This window comes from Mycobacterium asiaticum, assembly GCF_001668675.1.
Taxonomy (GTDB): Bacteria; Actinomycetota; Actinomycetes; order Mycobacteriales; family Mycobacteriaceae; genus Mycobacterium; species Mycobacterium asiaticum_D.
Window position 1 is genome coordinate 13,919 of the sequence record NZ_LZKQ01000127.1, and the last position, 25,332, is coordinate 39,250.

Below are 25,332 nucleotides of genomic sequence, written 5' to 3' on the forward strand. Positions count from 1 at the left end.
CGCTTACCGGGCTTGCCAGTCCGGCTTGCGTTTCTCCAAGAAGGCACGCGGTCCCTCGATGGCGTCCTTGGTCAGGGCGACCTTCATGCGATAGTTCTCGGCCAGCAACTCGGCCTCGTAAATGGGCAGTGTCAAACCTTTACGCACCGCCATGCGCGATCCCCGAACCGCCAGCGGGGCATTCGAATTGACCACATCGGCGATTTCCCACGCCCGGTCGATCAGCCGATCGTGGGCCACCACCTCGGTGAAGACACCCAGGTCGTAGGCGCGCTGGGCGTCGAGTTGCTCGTGGCGGCCCATCAAGATCAACCGCATCGCCACCGGCAGCGGCAGTATCCGGGCGAGCCGGACCCCTTCCCGCCCGGACGTCACGCCGATGCTGACGTGCGGGTCCATCAGCGTCGCACGCTCGGACGCAACCGTGATGTCGGCGGTCGTCACCAGGTCCATGCCTGCGCCGCAGGCGATCCCGTTGACCGCGCAAATGATGGGTTTCGTCATCTGCAGCCACGGCGGCGTCGCCTCCTGGGGCGCATCCCACTGCCGCATCGAACTCAGGATCTCCTCGCCCTGATTGTCGATGCCGGCCGCATTCTCCATGTCGTGGTCGGCGGCCTTGTTCACATCGGCCCCCACGCACAGCGCCCGACCCGCACCGGTGACGATCATGGTCCAGATATCCTGCGAGCGTTCTATTTCCGCGTAGGCCACCGCGAGCTCAGCGATCATCTCGTCATTGATCGCATTGAGCACCTCGGGACGGTTGAGGGTCACACAGGCCGTGTGACCCCTGACCTCGAATTCGATGGTGTCGTAGTGCGTCACCCGGCGTGACCCCTGTTCCTCGGCATCGATGCGGCTTCCGGGCGGAAACCGAAGGCGTCGCGGAATCGTTCGCAGTACCGCGGCCAGACGTCGGGATTCAGGAGCCGCGGTGGCATGCCGCCGCCGAAGATGGTCTGCCACTGGGTAGCCGTCGCGACGGCGAGGTCGTGGGACGCCTCCACCGTGATGCCGGCGACATGCGGTGTCGCGATCACATTGTCGAGGTGCAGGAGCGGGTTGTCCGGCCGGGGTGGTTCGTCGTGGAACACGTCGAGGCCCGCGCCCGCGATCCCGCCGTCGCGCAGCGCTTCCAGCAGCGCCGCCTCGTCGTGCACGGGACCTCGCGCGGTGGTGATGAAAAAGGCCGTGGGTTTCATCGCGGCAAACTGCTCCGCGCCGAACAACCCGGTGGTCTCGGTGGTCAGCGGGCAGGTCACCTGGATGAAGTCGGAGCGCGCCAGCAATTCGCCGAGGGCGACCGGCTGCACCCCGCGACTCCGGGCGGTGACCTCATCGAGGTAAGGATCGCAGACCAGAACTTCCATACCGAACGGCGCACACAGCTCCACCAGACGACCGCCGATGGCGCCGAGGCCGACCACGCCGAGCGTCTTGCCGAGTAATTGCGTGCCCCGCAACGCCATCCGGTTCACCGGTGACCCGGCCCGCAGCGTGCGATCGGCCGCCGTGATCCGCTTCGCCAGGTCGAGCATGAATCCGAGCGCGTGTTCCGCGACCGCCTCCGCACCGGGACCGGAGTTGTTGCACACCGCGACCCCGGCGTGCGTGCACGCCTCGACATCGATCACGTCGTAACCCGCCCCGGCCGAGCACACCGCCAGCAGTTGCTCGCACCGCCCGAGCAGGCTTGCGCCCGCCAGCCATTGCACACCCCGCGGGTACGGGGTCACGTCGGAACGCGTGGCCACCTGGTAGCCGTGCGCGGATTCCAGTGCGGCCCAGCCTTGCTCGTCGGATGCGTCAAGCTCGAGCTTGACGAGGTCGACGTCTGCCCGGTCGAGGATCTCGCCGGCGACCGGATCGGTCCAGCGTTCGAAGACCAGTCGCGGACGAACGGTCATCGTTTGACGTTGGGTTTAGCCTGCGCGGCCTTGAACATGTCGGCCAATGCGGCGTCGACGTTCTTGTAGTCGTTGCGCGCGATAGCGCCGTCGCGGCCGGCGACCACGTCGTAGCCCAGCCGCAGGTCTTTGTTCTCCATGTGGAAGTACTCGCGCCCGATCGGCAGCCGGCGGTCCTTGCGAGGCACCTCCATCCAGGCGCGCAAGAAGCACCGCGTCTTCTTCGGGTCGGTGCTGCTGACGAAGTCGGACCGGGAATGGCACATCGCGAAGTTGTTGGCCACGGCTGCTTCTCCGGATTCGAGTCGAAACTCGACCTGTTGTTCGACGAGCACGCTACGCAGCAGCTCCACTGCCTCGGCCTGTTCCGGAGTGAAGTCTCGACCGAGTGTCTTCATCGCCGGCAGGATGCTGCTGTAGGTGAAATTAATACAGATCCGGCCGTCGATCTGTGAGAACACCGGCACGTCGTAGGGGGTCACGTCCGGCTGATCATCCGGTTGCTCGCTGCGGCGATGATGGGGAAAGCCCTGGTAGAGCACGCCCAGCAGATCCGGACGCTCGGCGAGTATCCGATTGTGTGCGGCCGGGCCGCTGGCGAACTGGCTTTCGCCGCCGGTGGCGGCCGGATATACGCACAGCAGCGACAGAATGTCGGCGGCATCGTTGTGCATGGCCAGTTCGGCACGTGACTTGGTCCCGCGCGCCGGCTGCACTCCCCCAGGCAGCACCTCCTCCTGCACCCGCACCATGCGGTGCCCGAAGGAGTTGTTGGACACCAGATATCCCAGATGGGTGCAGAACGCCCAATAGATGCGCTCGAGCTCTTCGATTGAGTGCTGCTCGACGGGGAAGCCGCGAACGCAGGCCAGACCCCTGCCGAACATCAATTCCCGGTAGAGCCGGGCAAGGTCGTCGTCGAGGTCCGGATGCCGAGCGTCCTCGGGGGTGATGTCGTCGCGGTCCTTGGCCGCGGTCTTGGCCAGGATCGATTCCAGCGCAGCCACATTGCGGGACGAGAGGTCGAAGACGAAGTCTTCCTTGCTCACATCGGCGCCGGTCCAAGCCATCGGGTCGGTGACTTGCTCGGTGTAGATGGCGGTCGGCATCCGATCCTCCTGTGACGTTGCTGGCTACCGCGGCGCATCGAGTGCGCGAAGCGCCTGCGCACGGGTGCTGGCCGCTTCGGCCATCATTCCGACGTCCGTCCCCGCCGAGATGAAGCGCAGTCCCAGTCCTACAAAGCGTTTCAGCAGGTCAAGGGACTTAATTCCAGCCACTCCGAGCGCCACGCCGTGCCTACGACAAGCCGCCGCGACCGATTCTACTGCACGGTGGAAATGCTCATTCTCATACTGCCCATGGATGCCCATTTCCGCGGTCAGGTCACTGGGTCCGATCAGGATCATGTCGATGCCGTCGACCGAGGCAATCGATTCACAAGCCGCCACCCCCTCGGGCGTTTCGATCATCACGGCCACGACCGTATGCCGCTCGAGCACCTCGACCAGCTGCGCAGGAGTACTCGACGCATATCCGCTGACCGCACTCGGCCCGGAAATCGATCTGTGGCCAACCGGGGGGAAACGTGCGGCGCGAACCACGGCTTGGGCTTTTTCCCCTGAATCAATATGGGGCACAATGATTCCTACCGCGCCGATGTCGAGCGCACGGGCAATGAGGCTGGCATCGGCCGACGGTACCCGCACCAAACCGGAGATGCCGGCACCCAGCGCGCTGACACAGAGCAGTTGCGCGGTCTCTAGCGACGTCGATGTGTGCTCGAGGTCGACGTAGACGGCGTCGTATCCGCACGCCGCGGCGACTGCAGGGACATCGGGAGTGCGCGAGTTCTGCAGGGCCAGACACAGCACCAGCGCTTCTCCCCGCAGCGCCTCCCGCAGTGTTCCCGTCATTGGCTCACCGTAGCCCACTGAGAATCTTGCTTCCATGTTCTCCGCTAACGGTCGTTATCATGCCGGCCGCGGTGTGATAACCATTAGCTATGCCGCCCAACCGCGTCGCCATTGTCGGTGTCGGCCTTTCCGACTGCGGCCGGGTCCCGGACAAGACCGCCCTGGCTCTGATGGCCCAGGCCGCTCGTCGGGCGGTCACCGATGCGGGCCTGAGCAAGGACGACATCGACGGTTTCGGCGGGCACGGAACGCTGCTCCCCCCGGTGGAAGTCAGCGAGTACCTCGGGTTGCAACCCTCCTGGGTCGACGCGACCAACGTCGGCGGATCTTCGTGGGAGGTGATGGCGGGGCACGCGGCAACGGCTATCGCGAACGGTGAGATCGACACCGCCCTGTTGACCTACGGATCGACCGCGCGTTCGGATGTCAAGCGTCGAACCCGCGCGTCGGCGGCTGCACTGGGCACCGGAGGCCCACTGCAGTACGAGGCGCCCTACGGAGCGACGCTCATCGCCAAGTACGCCATGGCGGCCCGGCGGCACATGATCGAATTTGGCACCACCACCGAGCAACTGGCCGAAGTCGCCGTCGCGGCGCATGACTGGGCAGCGATGAATGCGGACGCATTCGAGCGCGACCGCATCACCCTGGACGACGTCGCGGCCGCCCCGATGCTGGCCGATCCGTTCACCACCAAACACGTCTGCCTGCGCACCGACGGGGGCGGCGCCGTGGTGCTGGCCAGTGAGCGGGTTGCCAAAGATGTTGCCCGCGAACCGGTTTGGATCTTGGGTGCCGCCGATGCCACGTCACACGTCAGCATGAGCCAGTGGCCGGACTTCACCACGTCGCCCGCCGCGCGGTCGGGGCCGCGGGCGTTCGCGCAAGCCGGTGTCAGCCCGGCCGAGATCGACGTGTGCCAGCTTTACGACTCGTTCACCTCCACCGTCCTGCTGACCGTGGAGGACCTCGGTTTCTGCGCGAAGGGCGAGGGAGGACCGTTCATCGCCTCGGGTGCGCTGCGCCCCGGTGGGGCGCTGCCCACCAACACCGACGGTGGAGGCCTGGCCAGCTGCCACCCCGGTATGCGGGGCATGTTTTTGATGGTGGAGGCGGTCCGGCAGTTGCGGGGCGAGTGCGCGGCACGCCAGGTACCCGGTGCCAGGCTGGCATGCGTCCATGCGATGGGCGGTTTCTTCACCCACAGCGCCACAATGATTCTCGGGAGACAGTGATGACGGCCGCCGATCGCCCGACCATCGACCTCGACAGCCAAGCCTGGTGGTCCGCGGTACAGCACGGCGAGCTGATGCTGAACACCTGCCGGTCCTGCGGTCAGGCGTCGCTGTACGTCCGCCCGTTCTGTCCGCAGTGCTGGAGCGAGGATGTCGACTTGTCGCCGGCCACTGGCCGCGCGCGCCTCTATACGTGGAGCGTGGTGTACCAAAATGCGGCACCCTTCGACACGCGCACGCCCTATGTGCTGGCGATGGTGGACCTCGAGGAGGGACCCCGCCTGATGACCGTGGTCCAGGACTGCCGCTTCGAGGACCTGCGCGCGGACCTGTCACTGGCACTTGCATTCCGCACCGACGAGGACGGATTCGTCGTCCCCGTCTTCCACCCGGTCACGGATTAGCGGAAATCCGGTCGGCGACCAGCCGGGTCCGGCCCGACGCGGCCGCGTCGAGTTTGTTGCGCTCGATCTTGCCGTTGGCATTGACCGGCAGCGGCTCGTCCCACAGCACCAGCTCCTCGGGCAATTTGTATTTGGGCAACCCCTGCGAGACCAATGCCGCGGCGACGCCGTCGAGCGATATCTCGGCTGCCACATCGGCGACGACGGCCACCGCCAGTCGCTCGCCGGTGACGGGATCGTCGACCGGGTAGGCGGCACACTGGCGCACCCCGTCGATGCGCGCCACCGCATTTTCCACCTCGCCGGCCGGTATCTTCATCCCGTTACGGATCACGATGTCCTTGATCCGGCCGACGATCCGCACCCGGCCTTGCCGGAGTTCAGCGACGTCACCGGTACGGAACCACTCACCGTCCAGGCCCGTGGCATCGCCGTCGGCGTCGGTGTATCCCAGGAACGCGTGCGGCCCCCGGATGCAACACTCGGTCGGTTCCGCCGCCGAGCCGATCCGCAGCTCGACACCGTCGAGTGTCACCCCGTCGTCGAGGTGCCGCACCGCCCTGGGCTCGTCCCGCAAGCCGGACGTGCTCACCGGCACCTCCGACGAGCCGTAGGCGCGCATGACCACCACGCCGAAGTCGTCCTCGATGCGTGCCACGATTCCCCGGTCCAGCATGGTGCCGCCGAGATAGACCGCACGCAGCGGTACGGCGGCTCCCCGGGCCACCACCTCGTCGAGGACCCGGTCCAACAGCCGGTCCGGCCCGCCGTACCAGGTCGCCCCCGAAGACAGCAGCAAGTCACATGTCGAGGCGGGATTGAAGCGATCCTCCAGCACAACGGGTACCGCGAGCATGGGCGCGACGAACAGCGCCTGCACGACTCCGGTCACCGAGGCCAGCGGACTGATCAAAAAGATGCAATCGTCACCCGTAAGTCCAGCCGCCGCAGCATAATTGGCAGACGCCTTCGCCAGCGTGCCGAGGGAGTGGATCACACCCTTGGGCCGTGACGTCGTGCCTGAGGTGTAGAGGACCAGGCAGGGCTCGTCAGCCGCACGCGCGGGTCGAAGCCGCGGAACCGCCGCTGATTCGCCATCGCCCACCTCGATCCACCGACAACGATCCGAGAGCCCGTTCCCGGCAATCGGCCAGTTCGGCGCCGACCCGTACCGAATGCCGGTGCCCGAGATGATCTCCGCCACCTGGGCCGGCCCTGCGCTACGCGGCACGAGTAACACCACCGCGTCGATCCGCAACGCGGCGTGCACAGCCACCACCGAATCCGCGTCGTTGCCGACCACCAGCACAATCGGGCTGTCCGGCACCACACCCGCGTCGAGCATTGCCTGGCCCGTTGCGTCGATGCGCGCATCGAGTTCGGCGTAGGTCAGATCGGCACCGCGAACCCGCACCGCGAACCGGCCGGGATGCCGCTCCGCGGCCGACCGCACCGCGTCGAAGGGCTCGGCCGACCAATACCCCGCTGCCCGGTAGCGGGGGCGCAACAACTCGGCACGGCGGCGAGCCCGCCGCAATATCTCTGCCGAGCCGCTCATGTGCCCCTCCGATGCAAATGCTGGTTCTCGATTGAGTAAATGTAACCTCTCACCCATGTCATCAATGACTTTCGACAATCAGGTCGCCATCGTCACCGGCGCCGGCGGCGGACTGGGCCGTTGCCACGCCCTGGAACTGGCCCGGCGAGGCGCCCGTGTCGTGGTCAACGACCTGGGCAGCGCGGTGGACGGCACGGGCGCTTCCACCTCGGCGGCGCAAGCGGTGGTGGACGAGATCACCGCCGCCGGCGGCACCGCGATCGCCAACGTCGATTCGGTGGCCACCGAGGCGGGCGGTGCCGCCGTCGTCGACGCCGCGATGGACGCGTTCGGCCGGGTCGATGTGCTGGTGAACAATGCCGGGATCCTGCGCGACGCGGCCTTCAAGAACATGACCGCAGAACAGGTCGATGCCGTCATCGCCGTCCATCTCACCGGTGCCTTCAACGTGACCCGAGCGGTGTGGCCGATCATGCGGGAGCAGAACTACGGCCGCATCGTACAAACCACCTCGGGCACCGGGCTCTTCGGCAATTTCGGCCAGGCGAACTACGGTGCCGCCAAGATGGGCCTGGTCGGCATGATGCACGTGCTGGCCATCGAGGGCGCCCGTAACGGCATCGCGATCAATGCCATCGCGCCCATCGCCCGAACCCGCATGACGGAGAAGATCATGGGCGAGGCCGGCAGGGCCATGGATCCCGAACTCGTCAATCCGGTGGTGGTCTACCTGGCGCACCCCAGTTGCGACCGCACCGCACACATCTACTCGGTCGGTGCCGGCAAGGTGTCGCGGGTGTTCATCGGTGTCACCAAGGGAATCGAGGACACCGCGCTGTCCGCGGAGAAGGTCGCCGAGGCGATCGACGACATCGACGACGCCGCAACCTTCACCATCCGCGGCGGTCCCGGGTAAGGCCCGAGTCAGTGCCCGCGGAAGCGGGGTTTGCGGCGTTCGGCGAACGAGGAAAGGCCCTCCTGCAGATCCGCGGTATAGGAAACCGCCTCCTGTGCCCAGGCCTCTTGCTCGAAGGCCCGGTCACGAGCGGACTCCGACGACACGGCCAGCAGCCGCTTGGTCAGACCCAGCATCACAGTCGGGCCCGCCGCCAGCCGCAAGGCCAATTCCTCAGCGGCAGAGTCGGTTTCATCGAGTCCGACCACTCGGTTGACCAGGCCGAGCCGCTGGCAGGTGGCCGCGTCCACCGGCTCGCCCAGCATCAACAGCTCGGTTGCCTTGCGCAAACCCACAATTCTGGTCAGCAGGTGCACCGCCCCGGAGTCCGGCAGGATGCCGCGATGGACGAAAGCCTCGACAAGAGTTGCTTCGGTGGACATGACGACCAGATCACAGGCGAGCAGCAGGCTCGCGCCCGCCCCGGCGGCCACCCCCTTGACCGCGGCCACCACGGGTTTCTCACAGTCCAGCACGGCGGCCACCAGACGTTGCCAGCCCTGCGCCAGCATCCGGGCCACGTCGCCGGGACGCTTTTCTCGCGCGGGCGAATCTGAACCCGCCAATCCCGCCCCGGCGCAGAAATGCCGGGTGCCGGCAGCGGTGAGCAACACGGCCCGCACCGCTGAATCGTCGCTTGCTCGCAGGAAGGCCTCGGTGAGGGCATCGCGCGCCAACGGAGACAACGAGTTTGCGAGCTCGGCACGGTTGATGTTCACGCGCGCGACGGCATCGTCTCCGATCGTGAACTCGATGCCGGAGTCTTGTTCAGTCATCTGCCTCAACCCTGCGTTAACGGCGTTTCCGTTTTTCGGGTATCTTAATTTCCACTCGGTCTGGCTGCGAGTCCGGCTACCACATGGGCCACCACCACGAGGAGGCAATCCGATGGCCGAGACCGGCCAGATCAGCGACGAGGGATTGGCCAGATTGCGGGCCACCATCGGTATTGCCGTTCCACACCCGCAGCCGCCCCACTACTTTCGTCCCAATGAGGACGCGTTTCGTCATGTCGCCGAAAGCTATGGCGACGCCAATCCGCTGTGGTGCGATCCGGAATACGCGGCCAAGTCCGTTTGGGGCGAGTCGATCGCACCGCCGGCCCTGGTCGGTGGCGATACGTTGATCGGCGAAGACGAGGTCACCACCCTGTCAGCCGAGGACCGCGCCCTGACCAAGGGGGACCCGCTACGTGGCGTGCATGCGTTCTATGCGTCATCGGCGCGGGAGTGGTGGGCCCCGTTGCGCGCCAACCACCGGGTGTTTCGGCGCAACGCATTGGTGGCAGCGCTGGACAAGTCCAGTGAGTTCGCCGACCGCGCCATCCATGAGTGGTCGGCGCAGGTGTTCCGGGACGACGAGGGCATCATCCTAGGCGGCCAATATCGCAACATGATCCGCACCGAGCGGAGCAAGGCGCGCGGGCGCCGCAAGTACGACGCGGTCGAGCCCAAGACGTGGGCCGCCGAGGAGATCGCCGAGCTTGACGACCGGTATGCGCGCGAAACGGTGCGTGGCGCGGACCCGCGCTGGTGGGAGGACGTTGAGGAGGGCGACGAGGTCGGCCCGCTGACCAAAGGGCCGCTGACGGTCACCGACATGGTCTGCTGGCACGTCGGTATGGGTATGGGACTGTACGGTGTTCGGCCCCTGCGCCTGGCGTGGCGCAATCGCCAGCGCATCCCCCGCTTCTACACCCTGGACGAACAGGGCGTGCCGGACGTTCAGCAGCGAGTGCACTGGGAACCGGGCGCGGCTCGAAACGCAGGCAATCCCAATACCTTTGATTACGGACGCATGCGGGAAACCTGGCTGATCCACCTCTGCACCGACTGGATGGGTGACGACGCGTGGCTGTGGAAACTGGACTGCGAATTCCGTCTGTTCAACTACGTGGGCGACCTGCACACCATCACCGGAAAGGTCGTGCGCAAGTATCTCGCCGAAGGCGAGCGCCCCGCGGTCGATCTCGACCTCGCCGCCACCAACCACCGCAACCAGGTCACTACGCCCGGACACGCCACCATCCTGCTGCCGAGTCGCCGGCGCGGACCGGTCCGCCTGCCCGACCCACCCGGCGGCGCGACCGACCTGGCTGACCTGTTGACCGCGGTATCAGCGCAATTCGGCGGGCGATGACCGCATGAAATACCAGAGCGTCCCCGGACTTCAAGCCGCACAACACGGACCGCTGCTGCGCCTGACGCTGGATCGTGCCGATCGCCGAAACGCCGTCGATGACACCATGCTTGACGCGATGATCGATCACCTTGCGGCAGCTGGGACCGATGAGTCGGTGCGCGTCATTCGCGTCGATGCCGCGGGCCCCGATTTCTGCGCCGGCTCCGACCTGATCGCCAACAACGCGAAATCCGACCGTAAGCCCCGGGTGGGGAGCACCCAGCGCCGACTGCCGAACAAAGCCAACCGGCTGATCCCGCTGATGCTGGAAACCCAGGTGCCGATTGTCGCCGTGGTGCGCGGCTGGGCGGCCGGCCTCGGATTTCACATCGCCCTGGCGGCCGACTTCTGCGTCGCCGCCGCGGATGCGCGCTTCTGGGAGCCTTTCATGGCGCGCGGGTTTACGCCGGACAGCGGTGCAGCGTGGCTGCTGCCCCGGTTGATCGGAATGGTCCGCACCCGCCAATTGCTCATGCTGGGGCAGGAGATCTCCGGCGCGACCGCGGCGGACTGGGGCATCATTCACCGGGCAGTCCCGGAAAACCAGTTGGAATGCGCCGCCGACGAACTTGTCTCACAGCTGGGCGACGCGCCCACGGTTGCACTGGGACTGACCAAATGGCTCCTGCAGAGCGGCAACGGGCTCGACCTGGACCGCCATCTGCAGAACGAAGCGATGGCGCTCGAATTATCCAGTCGCAGCGAGGACTTCCGCGAGGGCTTGGCCGCCTTCCGAGACAAACGCGACGCAAAGTTTCAGGGACGATGACGCGGCTACCGGTGACCGACGCCAACACCGTCGCCGAAGTGGTCGCGGCCGTCGAGCAATGGGTTGCAAACGAAGTGCCCGAGGCGTGGCGAACTGCGGCCGCCGCGGGACCCAGCGCGCTGCGGTCGGTCCGCAGCGCTGCGGAATATCGGCAGTGGTACCCGACTTTCGCGCTTTCTGGCCTGGTTGTTCCCACCTGGTCACCGGAATACGGCGGACTGGGGATCGGCGCGGAGGCGGCTCGGGCCATCGAAGACGTGTTACGGCCGCTGCGCCTCAACCGGCTCAACCCGCTGGGCCTGAACAACACCGCCGCCGCGCTCTTCAGCCACGGCACCGAAGAGCAGCGCCGTCGGTTCCTACCGCCGATAGTCCGCAACGAGGAGAAGTGGTGCCAGCTGTTCAGTGAACCCGGCGCCGGCTCCGATCTCGCCTCGCTGGCCACCCGAGCCGTGTCCGACGGGGCCGATTGGGTGATCACCGGACAGAAGGTCTGGACCACCTGGGCCGATGAAGCCGACTTCGCGATCCTGCTTGCCCGCACCGACCCGCAGCAGCCAAAGCACAAGGGCTTGACGTACTTTCTGCTCGACATGCGCCAACCCGGTGTCCAGGTACGGCCGTTGCGGCAGATCACCGGTGAGAGCGAGTTCAACGAGGTCTTCCTGGACGGCGCACGCGTTCCGGATGCGCACCGCGTGGGCGACCTCAACGACGGCTGGCGGGTCAGCGCGTCGACCCTGTCCAGCGAGCGGCAGATGGTGTCGGGTTCGGGCTCGGGCGGCATGGGACGACTCGGCGGTTTCAGCGCCGAACGTCTGATCACTCTGGCCAAAGAGACGGGCCGGTGGGAGGACCCCGTCATCCGGGCCAAGATTGTGCGCCTGTGGGCTCAAGAGCAGGTTCGCGGCTGGACCAATGCCCGCGTGCGTGCTGCACTTTCGGCCGGGCAGTCCCCCGGGGCCGCGTCCTCGATCGGCAAGGTGCACCAAGCCACTCTCAACCAGCAGATCCAGGACGTGATGGTCGACCTATTGGGCACGGATGCCGTCGCATGGCGGGTTACCGACGATCCGGATGCGTTGCCGCCCGAGGTGCACGGCATGTTGCGCAGCCTCGCCAACGCGACCGAAGGAGGCACCACCGATATCAACAAGAACATCCTCGGGGAACGCGTTCTCGGGCTGCCCAGGGAGCCGGACCCGTGGAAGGGCAAGCCGTGGAAGGATGTTCCACGTTCGTGAGCACGTATCAGCGGCTGATCGTGGAAAAGTCACACGGCATCGGATGGTTGATCTTGGATCGGCCCGAGGCCGGCAATGCCTTCGATGCGCTGATGCTTGATGAACTCGAGGCGGCATGGGCCGACCTCGACGCCGATTCCGCGGTGCGGGTGATCGTCAATACCGCAAACGGCAAAGCGTTCTGCACGGGCATGGACGTCGTCCAGGTCGCCCGGGACAAAGCAGCCATGCGCCGGCATTCGCGGCGGACCCGAGATGCGACGCTGAGGATCTCGTCCTGGCACTGCCAGGTGTGGAAGCCGGTGATCGCGGCGGTCAACGGTGTATGCGCCGGGGGCGGATTGCACCTCGTCGCCGACGCCGACATCGTGATCGCCGCCGAGTCAGCGTCTTTCGTCGACCCCCATGTTTCGGTGGGTCAGGCGGTGGCCTACGAGGCGATCACCTTGTTACGAAAGTCGCCGATGGAGGCGATCACGCGAATGACACTCAGCGGCACCGGCGAGCGCATCTCGGCCCAGCGCGCCTACGAGTTGGGAATCCTGTCCGAGGTGGTACCCGCCGATCGGCTGCGGGAGGCAGCCGCGCGCCTGGCTGGGGCCGTCGCGCTGAACTCACCGACGGCCATGCGCGCCACCAAGAAAGCGCTCTGGCGGTCCCTGGAAGTCGGCCTCACGCAAGCACGCGGTGAAGCCGCCGAGGAGATCTGGCGGTTGCGCAACCATCCCGACCACGCCGAGGGCGTCCGGGCGTTTCGCGACAAACGGATTCCGCAATGGCAACCGTCCCCGGATGCGCTGGAGGTCCCATGACATTTCAACGGCTGATCGTCGAGCGGCGCGGACCCGTTGGCTGGATCATCAACAACCGACCCGACCGACTCAACGCGTACGACACCGTGATGCGCGACGAATTCCCCAGAGCGTGGCGACAATTGGACGCCGATCCCGAGGTCCGCGTCATCGTCCACACCGGCAACGGCCGCGCCTTCCAGGTCGGCGCGGATGTCGAGGACCTCGACGGCGAAGCGGTGCAGCAATTCCAGGAGACCATGCGCACACTCGATCTCAAGCTCACCGCCTGGCACTGCAACGTCGGCAAGCCCGTGATCACGGCGGTCAACGGCGTCTGTGCGGGTGGCGGCCTGCACTGGGTGGCCGACGCCGATGTGGTGATCGCCGCGGCGGATGCCACGTTCGTCGACCCGCACGTGTCCATCGGTCAGGTCTCCGCACTGGAGACGATTGCCCTGATGCGCAAGATGCCGGCCGAGGCCGTGTTGCGGATGGCACTGGTCGGCAGTCATGAACGGCTGAGCGCTGCGCGTGCTTACCAACTCGGCATGATCAGCGAGGTCGTCGATCCGCCCGAGCGGCTGCCCGACGCGGCGCAGGCCCTCGCCGAGAAGATCGCCCGGAATTCACCGGCGGCAATGCGGGCCACCAAGCGGGCGTTGTGGGGTGCGCTGGAGTACGGCCTGACGGATGCCTGCCGGGCCGGCGCCAAGCATCTGACGTCGATGTGGGGGCACCCGGACCAGAGCGAGGGCCCACTGGCGTTCGCGGACAAGCGGCCACCGGAATGGCGACCGCTGGTGGGTGATTCGTGAGCCTGGCGGACCTGCTCGACGGCCTGCCCCCCGTGGCGGTGCACACGTTGACCACCGACGTGTCCAGCGCCGAACTGGCCGCTGGCGCCGCACGGCTCGGTGCACTGTTGGCGGATTGCGGTTTGGCGCCCGGTCAGGTGGTTGCGGCCATGCTGCCCAACGACGCGATCACCGTCGCCGCCCTGTTCGGCACCTGGCGGGCCGGCGGGGTGTACACCCCGCTGAACCCGCGGGCCGCCGATGAGGAGCTGACTGCCCAGCTGCGCACCTTACGGCCGCGCGCCGTCATCGCGACACCCGAACTCACGCAACGCTTCTCGGGGTCCGGGCTGACGCTGCTCACCGGTGCAGCTTTGGACTGGTCGGTGACCTGCGCCGGCCAGCACGCGACCGGTCTGCGCCAATACGACTCCGACGTCGCGCTGCTGCAGTTCACCTCGGGAACCACCGGTGCACCGAAGCCGGTGCCACTGCGGCACGGCACCGTACTCGACCTGATCGACCGCCTACTGGAGAAACTCCGCGGCCCCAGATCGCTGCCGGACCGCGAGAAGCGGCCGCCGATGCCGAACCTGGTACCGCTGTCACTGTCTCTGTGGGCCGGGATCTACCAGGTGCTGTTCGCATTCCGAGCGGGTTCGGGTGTGGTGCTGATGGAACGTTTCGCCGCAACGGATTTCGCCGCAATGGTTAAGCGCTATCAGTTGCGCTCCACCGTGTTGCCGCCGGCAGCATTGACGATGGTGCTACATGACGACCAGGTCACCGACCTGTCGCCACTGAGGATCGTCCGGTCGATCACCGCCCCATTATCACCAGCGCACGCCCGCCGCTTCCGTGACAAATTCGGCGTGACGGTGCTCAACTCCTACGGTCAAACCGAACTGGGCGGCGAAGTCGTCGGCTGGTCGGCGGCGGATGCGCGCGAATGGGGCGAAATCAAGCTGGGTTCCGTCGGGCGCCCGCTGCCCGGCATCGACGTGACGATCGCCGACGACGAGGTGCTGGTACGCACGCCGACCACCGCGGCGCGCAAGATCGATCCTGGCTTCCTCGACCGGTTGACCGACGATGGTTGGTTCCACACCGGCGACCTTGGCTGGTTTGACGACGACGGCTTCCTGTGGCTGGACGGCCGGGTGTCGGACATGATCAATCGTGGTGGGCTGAAGGTCTTTCCCGGCGCGGTAGAAGACGTGCTGGCCGGCGCCGTCGAGGTGCGCGAGGCGGCGGTGGTCGGGGTTCCCGACGAACGACTCGGCGAGGTGCCCTGGGCGTTTGTGGTGCGTACCGACCCCGCGCTCACCGAATCCGAACTCGTGGCGTGGTGCCGCGAACGATTGACGCCCTACCGCGTCCCGGTGCGCATCGTGTTCGTGGCGCGATTGCCGCGCAACGATGTCGGCAAGGTGGTCAAGCGCGAGTTGGCGGTGCTGGCAACTCCGTGAGTCATGGCGCAATTTTGAGCTGCGCACCGGGCCACCGCCGGAAGGCCAGCGTCCAAGGGTCGGCGTAGACACCGGGTAGGCCGCGGTAAGGCATCCGACGCTTCAATATCGGCCGGACTATCGGCCGCAGCGCCGCCAACACGAACCGCCACTTGCCGACGCGCGCACGGATCTCCTGCAGCGCGCTCGGCCAGGAATGGTTTTGAAAGCCAAGCACCTCCTGTGCCGGCGCGGTGTCCATCCAGTCGCAGACAAACCACGCGCGGTCGTCTTCCGGATCGCCCGGCCGGCCCGCCGGATAGCAGTTGGCCAGTCCGATAGCGGCCGCCATCGCCGGCCCCATCTCGCCTTGCAAGTGCCGGTGGCTTGCATCGCCACCGATCATGAATATCTCCCCGCTGATTTCCAAGGTTGCGGCAGCCGCGAACGCGCTGGCCGCATCACGCGCATCGACGGAGTGAATGCGGCCATCAGAGGGTGCCGACCACTCCAGGAACAGCACGTCGCCGTTGATCGGCAGGGACTGCAACCGGGTACTGACGACCGCACCGAGACGCAGTACCACCCAGTCCAGTTGCGAGGCGCGCACCAACCGCTCCGCCTCGAGCTTTTGGGCGCCGTAAGACTCGACCGGCTGAAGCGGCGAGTCGGCGCGGAGAAATTCGTTCCGGTGCGGATTGCGCGAACCATGGACCGCGACGCTGGACGCGTAGACGAAGCGCGGTCGCTGCGGCAGTTGTTCGGCGGCCGTCAGCAGGGATCGCGTGGCATCGACGTTGACCCGCTGGGCCAGTGCAGAGTTCAAATAGCTTGCGGTGGGAATGACAGCGGCAAGATGCACGATCACTTGCGGCGCTACCGCTGTGAGCAGGGCCGCGACCTGGTCGCAGTCGGCGAGATCCGCCCAGCGCACTTCGACGTTCCCCGGTAGGCGGCGCGCAGCCTTCTGATTGCCGGGCGTGCACAGATCGGTGGCAACTACGGCAACACCCCGCTCGTGCAGTCGCGCTACCGTCTCGGTGCCTACCAACCCGAACGCACCGGTCACCAGAACCTTCACCACTCACCCACCGCGCCCTCTGGCTTGAGAATAATTACTCTCATTATCGAGAGTGATGTTATTCTCACATGACAATCGGGCTTTCCACGCAGGAGGTGTCGACCATGTGGCAGGAGCTGGCCCGTATGGCGGTGACATGGGTGGTCATGTGCGGACTGGTCGCCTTCTTCTATTGGATGCTGGGGAACATAGGCACGTTTTGAACTACCTGCTAGACAATCTCTTTCACTGACAATGAGGCCAGGCACATGGACGAGCAAGATCGACGGCGCAGGCGCGGCCTCATCGCCTTCCAGATCTTCATCTACGGCATGCTCATCGCAATGTTCGCCATCCAAGTCCAGATGTACCTGACCAGGGATTGGTAGTCGATCATGACGCCGAGTCCGGAGGCCATTGATCAACACGAGGATCAGACCCGGCAGACGCAACGCCGTGCCGACCGATGGTTGATCGCGGGTACCGCTCTGATGGGCACACTGGTCCTCGGCGCCATCGGCCTGGTCGTGTTCTGCCGCGGACTTTTCTTGTTGCGGAAGGCGCAGCGCGACGGACTCTCCGTTCGCCCGACCATGGTCACCCTCATCGGGTACGTCGTCATTCTGGACGCAGCCCTGAACAGCATCGGATGGGCGCTGGACCTTTTCGCCAACCATGCCCTGATCACCCGAACCGTGTTCACCGCCTGGGGCAATCTGATCGATGCCGGATATTTCTGGCACTACAACGAACTTTGGATCGGAGGCGCCAGCGCACCCGGCGAGAAGGCCTGGGTCATGGTCTGCGTCCTGATCGCATTCCCGATGCGGATTGCCGCCGCCATCGCGTTTCTGCAGATGAAGCGCTGGGGACACCAGTGGCTGATCGTGACTTGCTGGTTCGGGATCGTCTTGTGGACCGGCTACATCTTCAACATGACGATGTACGCGGACGTCAGGTATGCGGGCGTCGGCCTGCCGGTGTTCGGCTGGTGGGCGTTCAACATCTTCTACATCACACCGTTCCTGGCCATCCCGTACCTGCACACCGTCAACCGGGAAATCTTCACCGACTAGCCTCCGACCGACAAGGAAGGGCCGCTGTGCCTGAAAACACCTTGGAATCAACGGCACCGGCCGCAACGCTGCCGATCGGCACGACATCCACCTGGGCACGGATGCACAAGTGGCTGAGGCGAGGTTTGTATATCTGTCTCTTCGGATTGGTCATCGAAGGCTCGATGACCGTTCCGGTGATGGCTGTCTGGTACGGCTGGCCCACGCTGTCCCTGACCGAAATCTGCAGTGAGTTGCTGAAGGTACGCTTTTCCGACGACACGCTCGAATGCCACCAGCCATACCCGATGGGTGGGCCCCCGTTCGGCGGCCCACCGGAAGCCGCCGGCCAACGAACGGCCCGCGATGAGTGGGGCATACAGCCCAAACCGCGTTATCAACGCATCGGTTTTCGGGAGTTGGTGCGAATCCACGACGAGCGTGTCGCAAAGCAGTCAGCAGTTCCGCGCCCCTGACATGTCCGCTGCAACGGTCGTCGTAACACCGCCAGGCGAACTCTCCGCGGCACTGGCCGCCAGCCTGCAGGGGACCGTCGCAGACTCCAACCAACAGGATCTGCCCCAGGCCGACGGAATTGTCATAGTCGTCGATGCGGATCCCAAGGCCGGGCTTCTCACCACACTCGGAACGGACGGCTGGGATCACATCGTCGATGCAACAATGTGGCAGACGCTCACTACGCTGCAACAGGCTCGGCTGTCGGTGCGGCACACCCGCGGACGCATCGTCTTGGTGTTACCGACGATCGGCATTGCCGGCGGTGCCCAACTGGTTGCTTACACGACCGCCATCGAGGGCATCCGCGCGATGGCGAAATCGGCGGCACGCCAATGGGCCTCGCAGGGTGTTGCCGTCAACGCCGTCGCGGCACCCCTGCGCCTGTTCGCCCCCGAACTGGCCGGCGCCGCGAGCCACTTGTCCGCTCCCGCCGTCCGGGACGACTCCGTTCTGCGTTCAGTTGGGGAGGCGGTGAAGTTCCTGCTCCAGCCACACCTCGACCACCTCGTCGGAGAAACGATCATCGTCGATGGCGGATCGATGATGCTGCCGTGACTCTCTCCGGCCTGACAGCCCTGGTGACCGGATCGGGCGGAGGTGTCGGCCGTGGCATCGCGCTGGCCTTGGCCTCGGAAGGCGCCCACGTGATCGTCGCGACCCGGTCTGAGACGGGACTCGCCACGGTTGAGCAGATTACGGCCCGCGGACACATTGCGACATGGGTCCGCTGCGACGTCACCGATGGTGCGGCGGTCACCGATGCGGTAGCTGCTGCGGTCACCACGACCGGCCGCCTCGACGCCGTGGTGCACAACGCCACCAGCAATCTGTCCAGCCAACCGCATCAGCTGGAGGAGGTCGATCGAACTCTTTGGGAACACCACTTCGCCGTGTCGCTCCGCGGCGCGCAGCACTGCGCGACATCCGCGTTCGAGGCCCTCCGCAAGCAGGGCGGAACCTTTCTGGTCATGACCTCGCCGGCGGGCATCGAGGGCAGCGCGACGCTTCCCCTTTACGCCACGATGAAGGGTGCGCTGCGTGGCTTCGCCAAAAGTCTCGCGCGGGAATGGGCTCCGCACCTCATCACCGTGAACGCCGTCTCTCCCCTGGCGTATTCACCCGCGCTGACGGCGGCGATCAGAGCCGAACCCGCCATGGAGGAACGGCTTTCGCGCCGAATCCCGCTGGGGCGAGTCGGAGATCCGGAACATGACATCGGACCGGCAGTCGCCTTTCTGATTGGCCCCGCAGCACGGTACATCACCGGTCAGACGCTGGGTGTCGACGGCGGTCACTACACCAGCCTCTGAACCACCGCCTGGAAATGCTGGTTCTCGATTTCGGATATAGTTATGCCCGTTGCACTGACCGGAGGAGTCGACCGTGGCGGATAAACAAGCACTCGAGGTCTGGGATGCCGACAACCACATGTACGAGACCATCGACGCCTACACCCGCTACCTCCCGGAGCAGTACTCCGAGGCGCTGCAGTTCGTTGAGGTCAAGGGGCGCACGAAGCTACAAATCCTCGGCGTGGTGACCGAGTGCATTCCGAACCCGACCTACGAGGTCATTCCCACCCCCGGCGCGTGGGCGGACTACTACCGGGGGATCAACCCGGAAGGCAAGACGTTGCGGGAACTTGCTGACCCGATCCGTTGCCCCGACGAGTTCCGGCGCCCTGACCTCCGACTGGCGTTGATGGACCGCCAAGGCGTCGACGGTGCGGTGATGTTCCCTACGACAGCGGGCATGCTCGAGGAACGGACGAAATCGGACACCGAACTGACGCACGCCATCACCCACGCCTTCAACCGCTGGCTGCTCGATGACTGGACATTCAACTACCAAAACCGGATATTCGCCGTTCCCGCAATCTCTCTCAACGATCCGGCCAAGGGCGTCAGGGAGCTCGAATGGTGTCTGGACAACGGCGCCAAGACGGTGTTGATCAGGCCTGCGCCGGTACCGCGTGAAGACGGCACCTCGCGCTCGCCCGCACTTCCCGAGTTTGACGATTTCTGGCGTCTTGTCGAGGCCTCGGGTATCGCGGTGCAGATGCACAATTCCGACGCCGGTTACGACCGCTACCTGAACGACTGGGAAGGCGGCGATGAATTTCAGGGCTTTCAATTGACGAAGTTCCGCGGCTTCATCTACGAAGAGAGCCGCCATATCTTCGACACCCTCGCGGCCTTCATCGCGCACGGTGTGTTCGAGCGCTTTCCCGGGTTGCGTATCGGCGTCGTCGAGAACGGCGGTTCCTGGGCGCAGCGGTTGATGGAGGTCTTCGACCGGGTGTACCGCAAGAAACCCCGCGATTTCAGTGAGCATCCGTGCGACGTGTTCCGCAGGCATGTTTGGGTCAATCCGTTCCACGAAGAGGACATCTCCCACCTCATCGACATACTCGGTGCAGATCGAGTGATGTTCGGGTCCGACTACCCCCACCCGGAAGGTCTCGCCGAGCCCGCGGAATTCGTGTGGGAACTCGAGGATCTTCCGCCCGATACCACGGCACGGGTCATGGGAGGCAACCTGAAGGAACTCGTCGGCGTCTGACGAGACGTCGGCTCGGCTACGAGAAGCGCGAACGCAATTCGTTCTTCAAGACCTTGCCGGTCAAGTTGCGCGGTAAGGCCGGCACGACCTCAAGTCGTTCCGGGAACTTGTGGCGACTCAACCCCTGAGCCTGACAATGTTCGGCCAGCGCGCCGAGCGTGAGTTCGCTGCCGGGTTGCGCGACCACGATGGCGCAAACCCGTTCTCCGGTGCGAGGATCCGGCACACCGATCACCGCAACGTCGGCGACCCCGGGATGGGTGGCCAACGCACCCTCGATTTCGAGGGCCGAGATGTTCTCCGCGTTGCGGATTATCGCGTCCTTGATCCGGCCGGTGATGATGACGTTGCCGTCGGCGTCGATACGGCCGCGGTCTCCGCTGCGGAACCACCCGTCGGCATCGAATGCCGCGGCGTCCAGCGAGCCGTCGACATATCCGAGGAAACACTGGGGTCCCTTGAGGCGGAGTTCACCCTCAGCGCCGACGGCGACCTCACTCCCGCTGTCATCGACGACCCGTACCGAGACGCCGGCAACGGGCCGCCCTACCGTGCGGTCGAGCAGGTCGGGGGCGGCCTCGGGTGTTTGCGAAGTCGCGACCGGGAACTCGGTCAGGCCCCAGGAGTTGGCGACGCCGTTTACGGAGAACGTTTCACGCACCTGCCTGCCCAGCTCCGCGGTGATCGGCGCGCCTCCGCCTACGCAGCCGCGCAGATGGGGATAGAGCGGTTCGGTCCCGTGCGTCCGTTGCGCCGCCATGTAAGCGACGAAAAAGGGTGTCGCCGTGCCCAACAGCGTGGGGTGGTGCGCAGCCACCGCCTGCGGCGTGGTCGCGGGGTCGAAGAAGTCGAACAGCACCAACCGCATTCCGGTACGCAGGCTGGCCGCCAACATGGCGGCACCGCCGATATGCGAAATGGGAAAGGGAATCGGGTTGACGTCGCTGCTGGACGCCCCCACGATGCCGACCACGCCGGCAGAACCGGCGATCACCGAACGATCGCAGTGGCGAGCACCTTTCGGTGCGGCCGTGGTCCCCGAGGAGTAGTAGATCCAGCGTGGGTCTTCCGCGGAGGTAGGAGGGTCCGGTAGCGCGGCGGAGTCGCCGTCGGGTAACCGAAGCCGGCCGGTGGCAGGTGCGTCGTGGTCGATGACGACTACCGACATTGTGCGTTCGCTCGCTACCGCATGCGCGAGCGCGGTGTGGTCGAACCCGCGCCAGCGGCCGGGGACGATCAACACTTCGGTCGCGAGTTGTTCGGTGACGAAACGGACTTCGCTCTCACGCCAGATCGGGAGGATGGGGTTCTGCACCGCACCCAATCGCGCGAGCGCCACCATCACCACCATGGTTTCCAGCGTGGTCGGTAGCTGCCAGGACACCACGGTGCCTGCCCTCACCCCGGACTGCACCAGCGCCGCGGCGGTCCGCAACGCCTCGTCCCGGAGTTGGACGCAGGTGAGACTGCGACCGTAATCATCAGAGAGCACCACCCGGTGCGGATGTGTTTCGGCTACCGCATTGACGAGACCCCAAAACGTCTCGGCGCCTTCTGGCATGCTCACCCGCTCGGTAACAGCAGCCGGCGCTTCGCCAGGATATTACGCATCATCTCCGAGCTCCCGCCCGAGATCGTATAAGCCCGTGACCACAACCAGCATTCTCGCAGACGTTCTTTGGCTTGCTGGACGCGCGCGTCGTCGGAGCCCGAATCCCCTGCGGTGGCGGCCAGTTCGGCACCATACGCCGCGACGCGGTGATACGTCTCGGCGAAGCTCAGCTTCGCGATCGAGCCGTCACCAGGCTGATCCGCACCCACAATGAGCCGTTCCACGTGGTCGTCGATGAACGCCTTGGCCACCTCGACCTCGACAACCAGCCCGGCGACGGCTTGCCGGATGTCGGTGTGCTGCAGCGCGGGTACGCCGTCGAGCTTCGCATTGCTCGCCACCGTCACCAGGTCGTCGATCAACAGCTCGAGCAGGATGACGTTGCCGCCGATGCCGAATCGCTCGAAATCCAGACCGGACATGATGATCGACCAGCCCTGCCCGATTTCACCGATGAGGCTGTTCGCTTCCAGCACCACGCCGGTCAAAAAGACCTCGTTGACCTCGATCGCACCGCCGACGGTACGGATCGGCCGGACTTCGACTCCCGGCGTGGACAGCGGCACGGCGAAGATTGACAGACCGTGGTGGCGGGACGAGGCCGGATCTGTGCGAATCAGCGCCAGGCCCATGTCCGCCCAGTGTCCATCGGTGATCCACGTCTTCTGCCCATCCAGTACCCAACTGCCGTCCTCCCGGCGGACGCCGCGACTGCGGACTCCGGCGATGTCGCTGCCGGCGTCGGGCTCGCTCAACAGCTGGCACCACACGTGCTCACCCCGTCTGATCTTCGGCAGCAGCGTGCGCTGCTGTTCCTGGGAGCCGAAGTGCAGCAATACATGAGCGGCGAGATTCACCTGCTCGACCGGGCGCGGCGCACGGGCTCGCAGGATCTCCTCACTGACGATGCGGTCGTGCAGGGGATGGTGATCCGGGCGGCCGCCATGCTCGACGGGCCAGTCCGCGCCGACGAAGCCCGCGTCGAACAGCCCGGCGAACCAGGTGCGCAGGTGAGCCTCCTGCTCGGCATTCTCCGGTGCCCGATTCCCTTCGCGCGCTTCGAAGGGTGGCGCGTGCTTGGCGATGTGTGTCCTGACCCGATTCCTGAAGGCCGCCAGCTCTTCCGCGCTGGGCCGGCCGGCGAAATCGCTCACCAGCCCAACACCTCGGCGAGCCGCACCCGGCTTGTGCGGGCCGTGCCGATCAGGTGGCCATTGGTGAAGACCCGTCGCAGTTCGTGATGTAGGGGGTACTCCCACGTGAAACCGATCCCGCCGGATAGTTGCATGCACTCGTCCACGGCCGCGGTCGCCTCCGCGGCAACGAAGGCGTGGGCTACGGTCGCCAACACGGTGCCCCGGTCGTCCCCGGCGGCCAGGGCACGCGCGGCCTTCATGACCACAGCGCGGGCCTTGACTTCGAACACGAACCGTTCCACCAGGCGGTGTTGTATTGCCTGAAAACTTGCGATGGGCGCGCCGAAGGCTTTGCGCTCCTTCAGATAGCAGACCAGCCGGGCGAGGGTCATGGAAACAGCGCCGACCGAGTCGGCCGCCACCAGTAGCTGCGCGACGGCCATCAGCTGGTCGGCTCGCTCGGGTGATCCGATCGGCACCGTCGCCGCCCCGGTGATGTCGACGCGCTCGACCGGGCGGCAGACGTCAAGGAGAGCAGGGTCGGGATGACTGCGCGTCGCCCTCGCGTCGATCAGCTCAATTCCCTTGGTGCTCAACGTGATTATCAAGTCCAGCGCCTCCGGTCGCACGACCAGTGCGGTCTCGTCGGTCACGAGTCCCGCTGCGGCAGCACCGGTGAGCAGGGCGGGTAGCCAGCGCCGTCTGATCTCATCCGGCGCCGAGGCGACCGCCGCGGCGGCCACGACGGTCCCCAGCCACGCTGACCGGTCCTGGGCTCGGCCGAGTTCCTCGGCGACGACGCACGATTCGACCGGGCGCCAGCCCGCACCACCCATCGTCTCGTCGACGAGCAGCCCGGTCCAGTCCAGCGCGGCCAGGTCGTCGACGGAATCCTTTTCGCCTCGTTCGGACAGGTAGTCCCGTGCCGACGCCCGTAGTAGGTCGAGGTCGATGTCGGCCGAGTCCGCAGGGTCCATTCCGCGGCTCAGCCCCGACTGAGCAGTTGGTCGGCGTTGTCGCGCATGATCCGCTTCTTGGCGGCGTCGTCGAGCGGGTCGAGCAGTTTGACGAAGTCGGCTGGTTCGGCCAGTCCCTCGGCGTGCGGGTAGTCCGAACCCATCAGCAGGCATTCGTCGTAGCCCAGCCGGCCGACGATGGCCGGAATGTCGTCCTCGGGGTAGGGAACCACACCGACGTGGCGGCGGAAGATCTGCGACGGGCGCTCGGTGAGCTTGCCGCCGATCCACGGCCCATTGCGTCCCATTCCCCGGCTCTTGTCCATGTGGACGACGAACTGGGGCACCCATTCCGCGCCGTGCTCGGCGACCAGAACGTTCAGGCCGGGAAAGCGCCCGAAAAGGTTGTCGAAGATGAGCGCGGACAGGGTGTCCTCGATTGGACGTTGCCCGTAGATGTTCATCCACTGCCAGGCCGACATGTGCCACGCGGCGGGATCGGGGTTGTGCCCCCAGGCGGGCGAGATGGCGTCGAAGTACCAGTACGGCTGGATGTGGAAGGTCAAGGTGCAGCCGGCTTCCTGCAGCCGGGCGTAGATCGGGTCGAAATACGGGTCGCCCGGGGAACGCCCGTAAGCGGGCCCGGTCGGCAGCAGCACCAGGCGCGCGCCCTGCTCGATGATCGCTTCGGTCTCTTTGATGGCCGACTCGAGGTCACGCAGCGACAGCAAAGCGGTGGCGTAGAGACGGTCCTGGTAGTTGAACCCCCATGTCTCATCGAACCATCGATTGAACGAGCGCAGGTTGGCGTACAGAGCTTCCGTGTCGTCAACGTAGTGCTCGGCGGCCAGTGCCATGCCGGCCGGGAAAATCACCGCGCGTTCGACGTTCTGGTGGGCCATTACGTCGAGCCTCGGCTCGCGCTGCAGGTACTCGGGCTGCATCGGCTGCGGCTCGTAGGTCTCGTCCGGGTTGCCCGATCCCATCTGCTTGAGCATTTCCTTGAGCGAGCCCGGTCGATACGCGAGGTCGAAGCCCAGTCCGGCCTCGCTGTTGAACGTCGCAATCCGGTGGCCGGCAAGGATGACTTCTTTTCCGTCGGCGGCGACGACGGGTGCGATGGCGCGGTCGTGAAATTTCTTGGGCAGGTAGCGGGTGAACGCGTCGCGTGTCTCGTAGCAGTGAGTGTCGCAGTCAAAGATCCCGTAGTCGAGTTTCGTCACT

The 25,332-nt window shown here is 65.8% G+C and carries 26 protein-coding genes; 15 read left to right on the forward strand and 11 right to left on the reverse strand.

The window, feature by feature from the left end; translation table 11 throughout:
* Nucleotides 1–3 precede the first annotated feature (3 nt).
* The 4 genes from A9X01_RS10995 to A9X01_RS11010 are packed head-to-tail and all read right to left on the reverse strand — an operon-like array spanning nucleotide 4 to nucleotide 3,862.
* The gene (locus tag A9X01_RS10995; protein WP_065120781.1) at nucleotides 4–828 is read right to left on the reverse strand and encodes an enoyl-CoA hydratase/isomerase family protein; all 825 of its coding nucleotides are present in this window, start codon (nucleotides 826–828) and stop codon (nucleotides 4–6) included.
* Nucleotides 825–1,910 (reverse strand): hydroxyacid dehydrogenase, encoded by a 1,086-nt coding sequence (locus A9X01_RS11000; protein WP_065120782.1) that lies wholly within the window; start codon nucleotides 1,908–1,910, stop codon nucleotides 825–827. The genes A9X01_RS10995 and A9X01_RS11000 overlap by 4 nt, the downstream gene beginning before the upstream one ends.
* Entirely contained in the window at nucleotides 1,907–3,019 is a 1,113-nt protein-coding gene (locus A9X01_RS11005; protein ID WP_065120783.1) for a TauD/TfdA family dioxygenase, read from the reverse strand. The genes A9X01_RS11000 and A9X01_RS11005 overlap by 4 nt, the downstream gene beginning before the upstream one ends.
* A gap of 24 nt (nucleotides 3,020–3,043) precedes the next feature.
* On the reverse strand, nucleotides 3,044–3,862 hold the full coding sequence (locus tag A9X01_RS11010; RefSeq protein ID WP_065120784.1) for an HpcH/HpaI aldolase family protein: 819 nt from the start codon (nucleotides 3,860–3,862) through the stop codon (nucleotides 3,044–3,046).
* A gap of 53 nt (nucleotides 3,863–3,915) precedes the next feature.
* On the opposite strand from A9X01_RS11010, the gene A9X01_RS11015 reads away from it, so the two are divergent.
* Both A9X01_RS11015 and A9X01_RS11020 read left to right on the forward strand, forming a co-directional pair.
* Complete coding sequence (locus tag A9X01_RS11015) at nucleotides 3,916–5,061, forward strand: acetyl-CoA acetyltransferase (protein WP_065120785.1); 1,146 nt, start codon at nucleotides 3,916–3,918, stop codon at nucleotides 5,059–5,061.
* Entirely contained in the window at nucleotides 5,061–5,465 is a 405-nt protein-coding gene (locus tag A9X01_RS11020; RefSeq protein WP_065120786.1) for a Zn-ribbon domain-containing OB-fold protein, read from the forward strand. The genes A9X01_RS11015 and A9X01_RS11020 overlap by 1 nt, the downstream gene beginning before the upstream one ends.
* Here the strand turns inward: A9X01_RS11020 and A9X01_RS11025 are convergent.
* Nucleotides 5,455–7,023 carry a class I adenylate-forming enzyme family protein gene (locus A9X01_RS11025; protein WP_065120787.1) on the reverse strand — a complete coding sequence of 523 codons (1,569 nt, stop codon included), beginning with the start codon at nucleotides 7,021–7,023 and terminating at the stop codon, nucleotides 5,455–5,457. The two genes, A9X01_RS11020 and A9X01_RS11025, sit on opposite strands and share 11 nt — an antisense overlap.
* Before the next feature lie 55 nt (nucleotides 7,024–7,078).
* On the opposite strand from A9X01_RS11025, the gene A9X01_RS11030 reads away from it, so the two are divergent.
* Nucleotides 7,079–7,939 (forward strand): SDR family NAD(P)-dependent oxidoreductase, encoded by an 861-nt coding sequence (locus tag A9X01_RS11030; RefSeq protein ID WP_065120788.1) that lies wholly within the window; start codon nucleotides 7,079–7,081, stop codon nucleotides 7,937–7,939.
* 8 nt (nucleotides 7,940–7,947) lie between these two features.
* On the opposite strand, the gene A9X01_RS11035 is transcribed toward A9X01_RS11030, so the two are convergent.
* Nucleotides 7,948–8,754, reverse strand: a complete 807-nt coding sequence (locus A9X01_RS11035) for an enoyl-CoA hydratase/isomerase family protein (protein WP_065120789.1) — start codon at nucleotides 8,752–8,754, stop codon at nucleotides 7,948–7,950.
* 112 nt (nucleotides 8,755–8,866) lie between these two features.
* Here A9X01_RS11035 and A9X01_RS11040 point away from each other — a divergent pair, with 112 nt between their 5' ends.
* From A9X01_RS11040 to A9X01_RS11065, 6 genes are read left to right on the forward strand one after another with little or no spacing between them, the layout of a single operon-like run.
* Nucleotides 8,867–10,117 carry a hotdog family protein gene (locus A9X01_RS11040; protein ID WP_065120790.1) on the forward strand — a complete coding sequence of 417 codons (1,251 nt, stop codon included), beginning with the start codon at nucleotides 8,867–8,869 and terminating at the stop codon, nucleotides 10,115–10,117.
* Nucleotides 10,118–10,121: 4 nt separating this feature from the next.
* Complete coding sequence (locus A9X01_RS11045) at nucleotides 10,122–10,928, forward strand: enoyl-CoA hydratase/isomerase family protein (RefSeq protein WP_065120791.1); 807 nt, start codon at nucleotides 10,122–10,124, stop codon at nucleotides 10,926–10,928.
* A complete protein-coding gene (locus A9X01_RS11050; protein ID WP_065120792.1) occupies nucleotides 10,925–12,172 on the forward strand; it encodes an acyl-CoA dehydrogenase family protein in 1,248 nt (415 codons plus the stop codon). The genes A9X01_RS11045 and A9X01_RS11050 overlap by 4 nt, the downstream gene beginning before the upstream one ends.
* A complete protein-coding gene (locus tag A9X01_RS11055) occupies nucleotides 12,169–12,984 on the forward strand; it encodes an enoyl-CoA hydratase/isomerase family protein (protein WP_065120793.1) in 816 nt (271 codons plus the stop codon). Before A9X01_RS11050 ends, A9X01_RS11055 begins: the two co-directional genes overlap by 4 nt.
* Nucleotides 12,981–13,781: an enoyl-CoA hydratase/isomerase family protein gene (locus A9X01_RS11060; protein ID WP_065120794.1), complete on the forward strand. Its 801-nt coding sequence runs from the start codon at nucleotides 12,981–12,983 to the stop codon at nucleotides 13,779–13,781. The genes A9X01_RS11055 and A9X01_RS11060 overlap by 4 nt, the downstream gene beginning before the upstream one ends.
* Nucleotides 13,778–15,229 carry a class I adenylate-forming enzyme family protein gene (locus tag A9X01_RS11065; RefSeq protein ID WP_065120795.1) on the forward strand — a complete coding sequence of 484 codons (1,452 nt, stop codon included), beginning with the start codon at nucleotides 13,778–13,780 and terminating at the stop codon, nucleotides 15,227–15,229. Before A9X01_RS11060 ends, A9X01_RS11065 begins: the two co-directional genes overlap by 4 nt.
* A 1-nt stretch (nucleotide 15,230) precedes the next feature.
* Here the strand turns inward: A9X01_RS11065 and A9X01_RS11070 are convergent, their stop codons facing one another.
* Complete coding sequence (locus A9X01_RS11070) at nucleotides 15,231–16,289, reverse strand: NAD-dependent epimerase/dehydratase family protein (protein WP_253849069.1); 1,059 nt, start codon at nucleotides 16,287–16,289, stop codon at nucleotides 15,231–15,233.
* A 68-nt stretch (nucleotides 16,290–16,357) separates the two neighbouring features.
* On the opposite strand from A9X01_RS11070, the gene A9X01_RS31855 reads away from it, so the two are divergent.
* The 6 genes from A9X01_RS31855 to A9X01_RS11095 all read left to right on the forward strand — a co-directional run bounded on the left by A9X01_RS31855 (nucleotide 16,358) and on the right by A9X01_RS11095 (nucleotide 20,404).
* Nucleotides 16,358–16,492: a hypothetical protein gene (locus A9X01_RS31855; RefSeq protein WP_301336930.1), complete on the forward strand. Its 135-nt coding sequence runs from the start codon at nucleotides 16,358–16,360 to the stop codon at nucleotides 16,490–16,492.
* 171 nt (nucleotides 16,493–16,663) lie between these two features.
* The gene (locus tag A9X01_RS11075) at nucleotides 16,664–17,344 is read left to right on the forward strand and encodes a hypothetical protein (RefSeq protein WP_253849071.1); all 681 of its coding nucleotides are present in this window, start codon (nucleotides 16,664–16,666) and stop codon (nucleotides 17,342–17,344) included.
* A 101-nt stretch (nucleotides 17,345–17,445) separates the two neighbouring features.
* Nucleotides 17,446–17,799 (forward strand): hypothetical protein, encoded by a 354-nt coding sequence (locus A9X01_RS11080; protein WP_155772029.1) that lies wholly within the window; start codon nucleotides 17,446–17,448, stop codon nucleotides 17,797–17,799.
* Nucleotide 17,800: 1 nt separating this feature from the next.
* On the forward strand, nucleotides 17,801–18,397 hold the full coding sequence (locus tag A9X01_RS11085) for an SDR family oxidoreductase (protein WP_065120798.1): 597 nt from the start codon (nucleotides 17,801–17,803) through the stop codon (nucleotides 18,395–18,397).
* A complete protein-coding gene (locus A9X01_RS11090; protein WP_065120799.1) occupies nucleotides 18,394–19,152 on the forward strand; it encodes an SDR family NAD(P)-dependent oxidoreductase in 759 nt (252 codons plus the stop codon). Before A9X01_RS11085 ends, A9X01_RS11090 begins: the two co-directional genes overlap by 4 nt.
* 118 nt (nucleotides 19,153–19,270) lie before the next feature.
* Nucleotides 19,271–20,404: an amidohydrolase family protein gene (locus tag A9X01_RS11095; protein ID WP_065120842.1), complete on the forward strand. Its 1,134-nt coding sequence runs from the start codon at nucleotides 19,271–19,273 to the stop codon at nucleotides 20,402–20,404.
* Between the two features lie 16 nt (nucleotides 20,405–20,420).
* On the opposite strand, the gene A9X01_RS11100 is transcribed toward A9X01_RS11095, so the two are convergent.
* Genes A9X01_RS11100 through A9X01_RS11115 form a run of 4 tightly spaced genes read right to left on the reverse strand, consistent with a single transcriptional unit; the run spans nucleotide 20,421 to nucleotide 25,331 of the window.
* Nucleotides 20,421–21,965 carry a class I adenylate-forming enzyme family protein gene (locus A9X01_RS11100; RefSeq protein WP_065120800.1) on the reverse strand — a complete coding sequence of 515 codons (1,545 nt, stop codon included), beginning with the start codon at nucleotides 21,963–21,965 and terminating at the stop codon, nucleotides 20,421–20,423.
* 2 nt (nucleotides 21,966–21,967) lie between these two features.
* Nucleotides 21,968–23,170: an acyl-CoA dehydrogenase family protein gene (locus tag A9X01_RS11105; RefSeq protein ID WP_065120801.1), complete on the reverse strand. Its 1,203-nt coding sequence runs from the start codon at nucleotides 23,168–23,170 to the stop codon at nucleotides 21,968–21,970.
* On the reverse strand, nucleotides 23,167–24,129 hold the full coding sequence (locus tag A9X01_RS11110; protein ID WP_065120802.1) for an acyl-CoA dehydrogenase family protein: 963 nt from the start codon (nucleotides 24,127–24,129) through the stop codon (nucleotides 23,167–23,169). Before A9X01_RS11110 ends, A9X01_RS11105 begins: the two co-directional genes overlap by 4 nt.
* A gap of 8 nt (nucleotides 24,130–24,137) precedes the next feature.
* Nucleotides 24,138–25,331, reverse strand: coding sequence for an amidohydrolase family protein (locus A9X01_RS11115; protein ID WP_065120803.1), 1,194 nt, complete (start codon nucleotides 25,329–25,331; stop codon nucleotides 24,138–24,140).
* Nucleotide 25,332: the final 1 nt, after the last annotated feature.

What these genes read in the sequence shown, in the direction of transcription:
- A9X01_RS11000 (WP_065120782.1), bottom strand. Translation starts at nt 1,910, where the DNA reads ATGACCGTTCGTCCGCGACTGGTCTTCGAACGCTGGACCGATCCGGTC.
- A9X01_RS11005 (WP_065120783.1), bottom strand. Translation starts at nt 3,019, where the DNA reads ATGCCGACCGCCATCTACACCGAGCAAGTCACCGACCCGATGGCTTGG.
- A9X01_RS11010 (WP_065120784.1), bottom strand. Translation starts at nt 3,862, where the DNA reads ATGGAAGCAAGATTCTCAGTGGGCTACGGTGAGCCAATGACGGGAACA.
- A9X01_RS11015 (WP_065120785.1), top strand. Translation starts at nt 3,916, where the DNA reads ATGCCGCCCAACCGCGTCGCCATTGTCGGTGTCGGCCTTTCCGACTGC.
- A9X01_RS11020 (WP_065120786.1), top strand. Translation starts at nt 5,061, where the DNA reads ATGACGGCCGCCGATCGCCCGACCATCGACCTCGACAGCCAAGCCTGG.
- A9X01_RS11025 (WP_065120787.1), bottom strand. Translation starts at nt 7,023, where the DNA reads ATGAGCGGCTCGGCAGAGATATTGCGGCGGGCTCGCCGCCGTGCCGAG.
- A9X01_RS11030 (WP_065120788.1), top strand. Translation starts at nt 7,079, where the DNA reads ATGTCATCAATGACTTTCGACAATCAGGTCGCCATCGTCACCGGCGCC.
- A9X01_RS11035 (WP_065120789.1), bottom strand. Translation starts at nt 8,754, where the DNA reads ATGACTGAACAAGACTCCGGCATCGAGTTCACGATCGGAGACGATGCC.
- A9X01_RS11040 (WP_065120790.1), top strand. Translation starts at nt 8,867, where the DNA reads ATGGCCGAGACCGGCCAGATCAGCGACGAGGGATTGGCCAGATTGCGG.
- A9X01_RS11045 (WP_065120791.1), top strand. Translation starts at nt 10,122, where the DNA reads ATGAAATACCAGAGCGTCCCCGGACTTCAAGCCGCACAACACGGACCG.
- A9X01_RS11050 (WP_065120792.1), top strand. Translation starts at nt 10,925, where the DNA reads ATGACGCGGCTACCGGTGACCGACGCCAACACCGTCGCCGAAGTGGTC.
- A9X01_RS11060 (WP_065120794.1), top strand. Translation starts at nt 12,981, where the DNA reads ATGACATTTCAACGGCTGATCGTCGAGCGGCGCGGACCCGTTGGCTGG.
- A9X01_RS31855 (WP_301336930.1), top strand. Translation starts at nt 16,358, where the DNA reads ATGACAATCGGGCTTTCCACGCAGGAGGTGTCGACCATGTGGCAGGAG.
- A9X01_RS11075 (WP_253849071.1), top strand. Translation starts at nt 16,664, where the DNA reads ATGACGCCGAGTCCGGAGGCCATTGATCAACACGAGGATCAGACCCGG.
- A9X01_RS11080 (WP_155772029.1), top strand. Translation starts at nt 17,446, where the DNA reads ATGCACAAGTGGCTGAGGCGAGGTTTGTATATCTGTCTCTTCGGATTG.
- A9X01_RS11085 (WP_065120798.1), top strand. Translation starts at nt 17,801, where the DNA reads ATGTCCGCTGCAACGGTCGTCGTAACACCGCCAGGCGAACTCTCCGCG.
- A9X01_RS11095 (WP_065120842.1), top strand. Translation starts at nt 19,271, where the DNA reads ATGTACGAGACCATCGACGCCTACACCCGCTACCTCCCGGAGCAGTAC.
- A9X01_RS11100 (WP_065120800.1), bottom strand. Translation starts at nt 21,965, where the DNA reads ATGCCAGAAGGCGCCGAGACGTTTTGGGGTCTCGTCAATGCGGTAGCC.
- A9X01_RS11110 (WP_065120802.1), bottom strand. Translation starts at nt 24,129, where the DNA reads ATGGACCCTGCGGACTCGGCCGACATCGACCTCGACCTACTACGGGCG.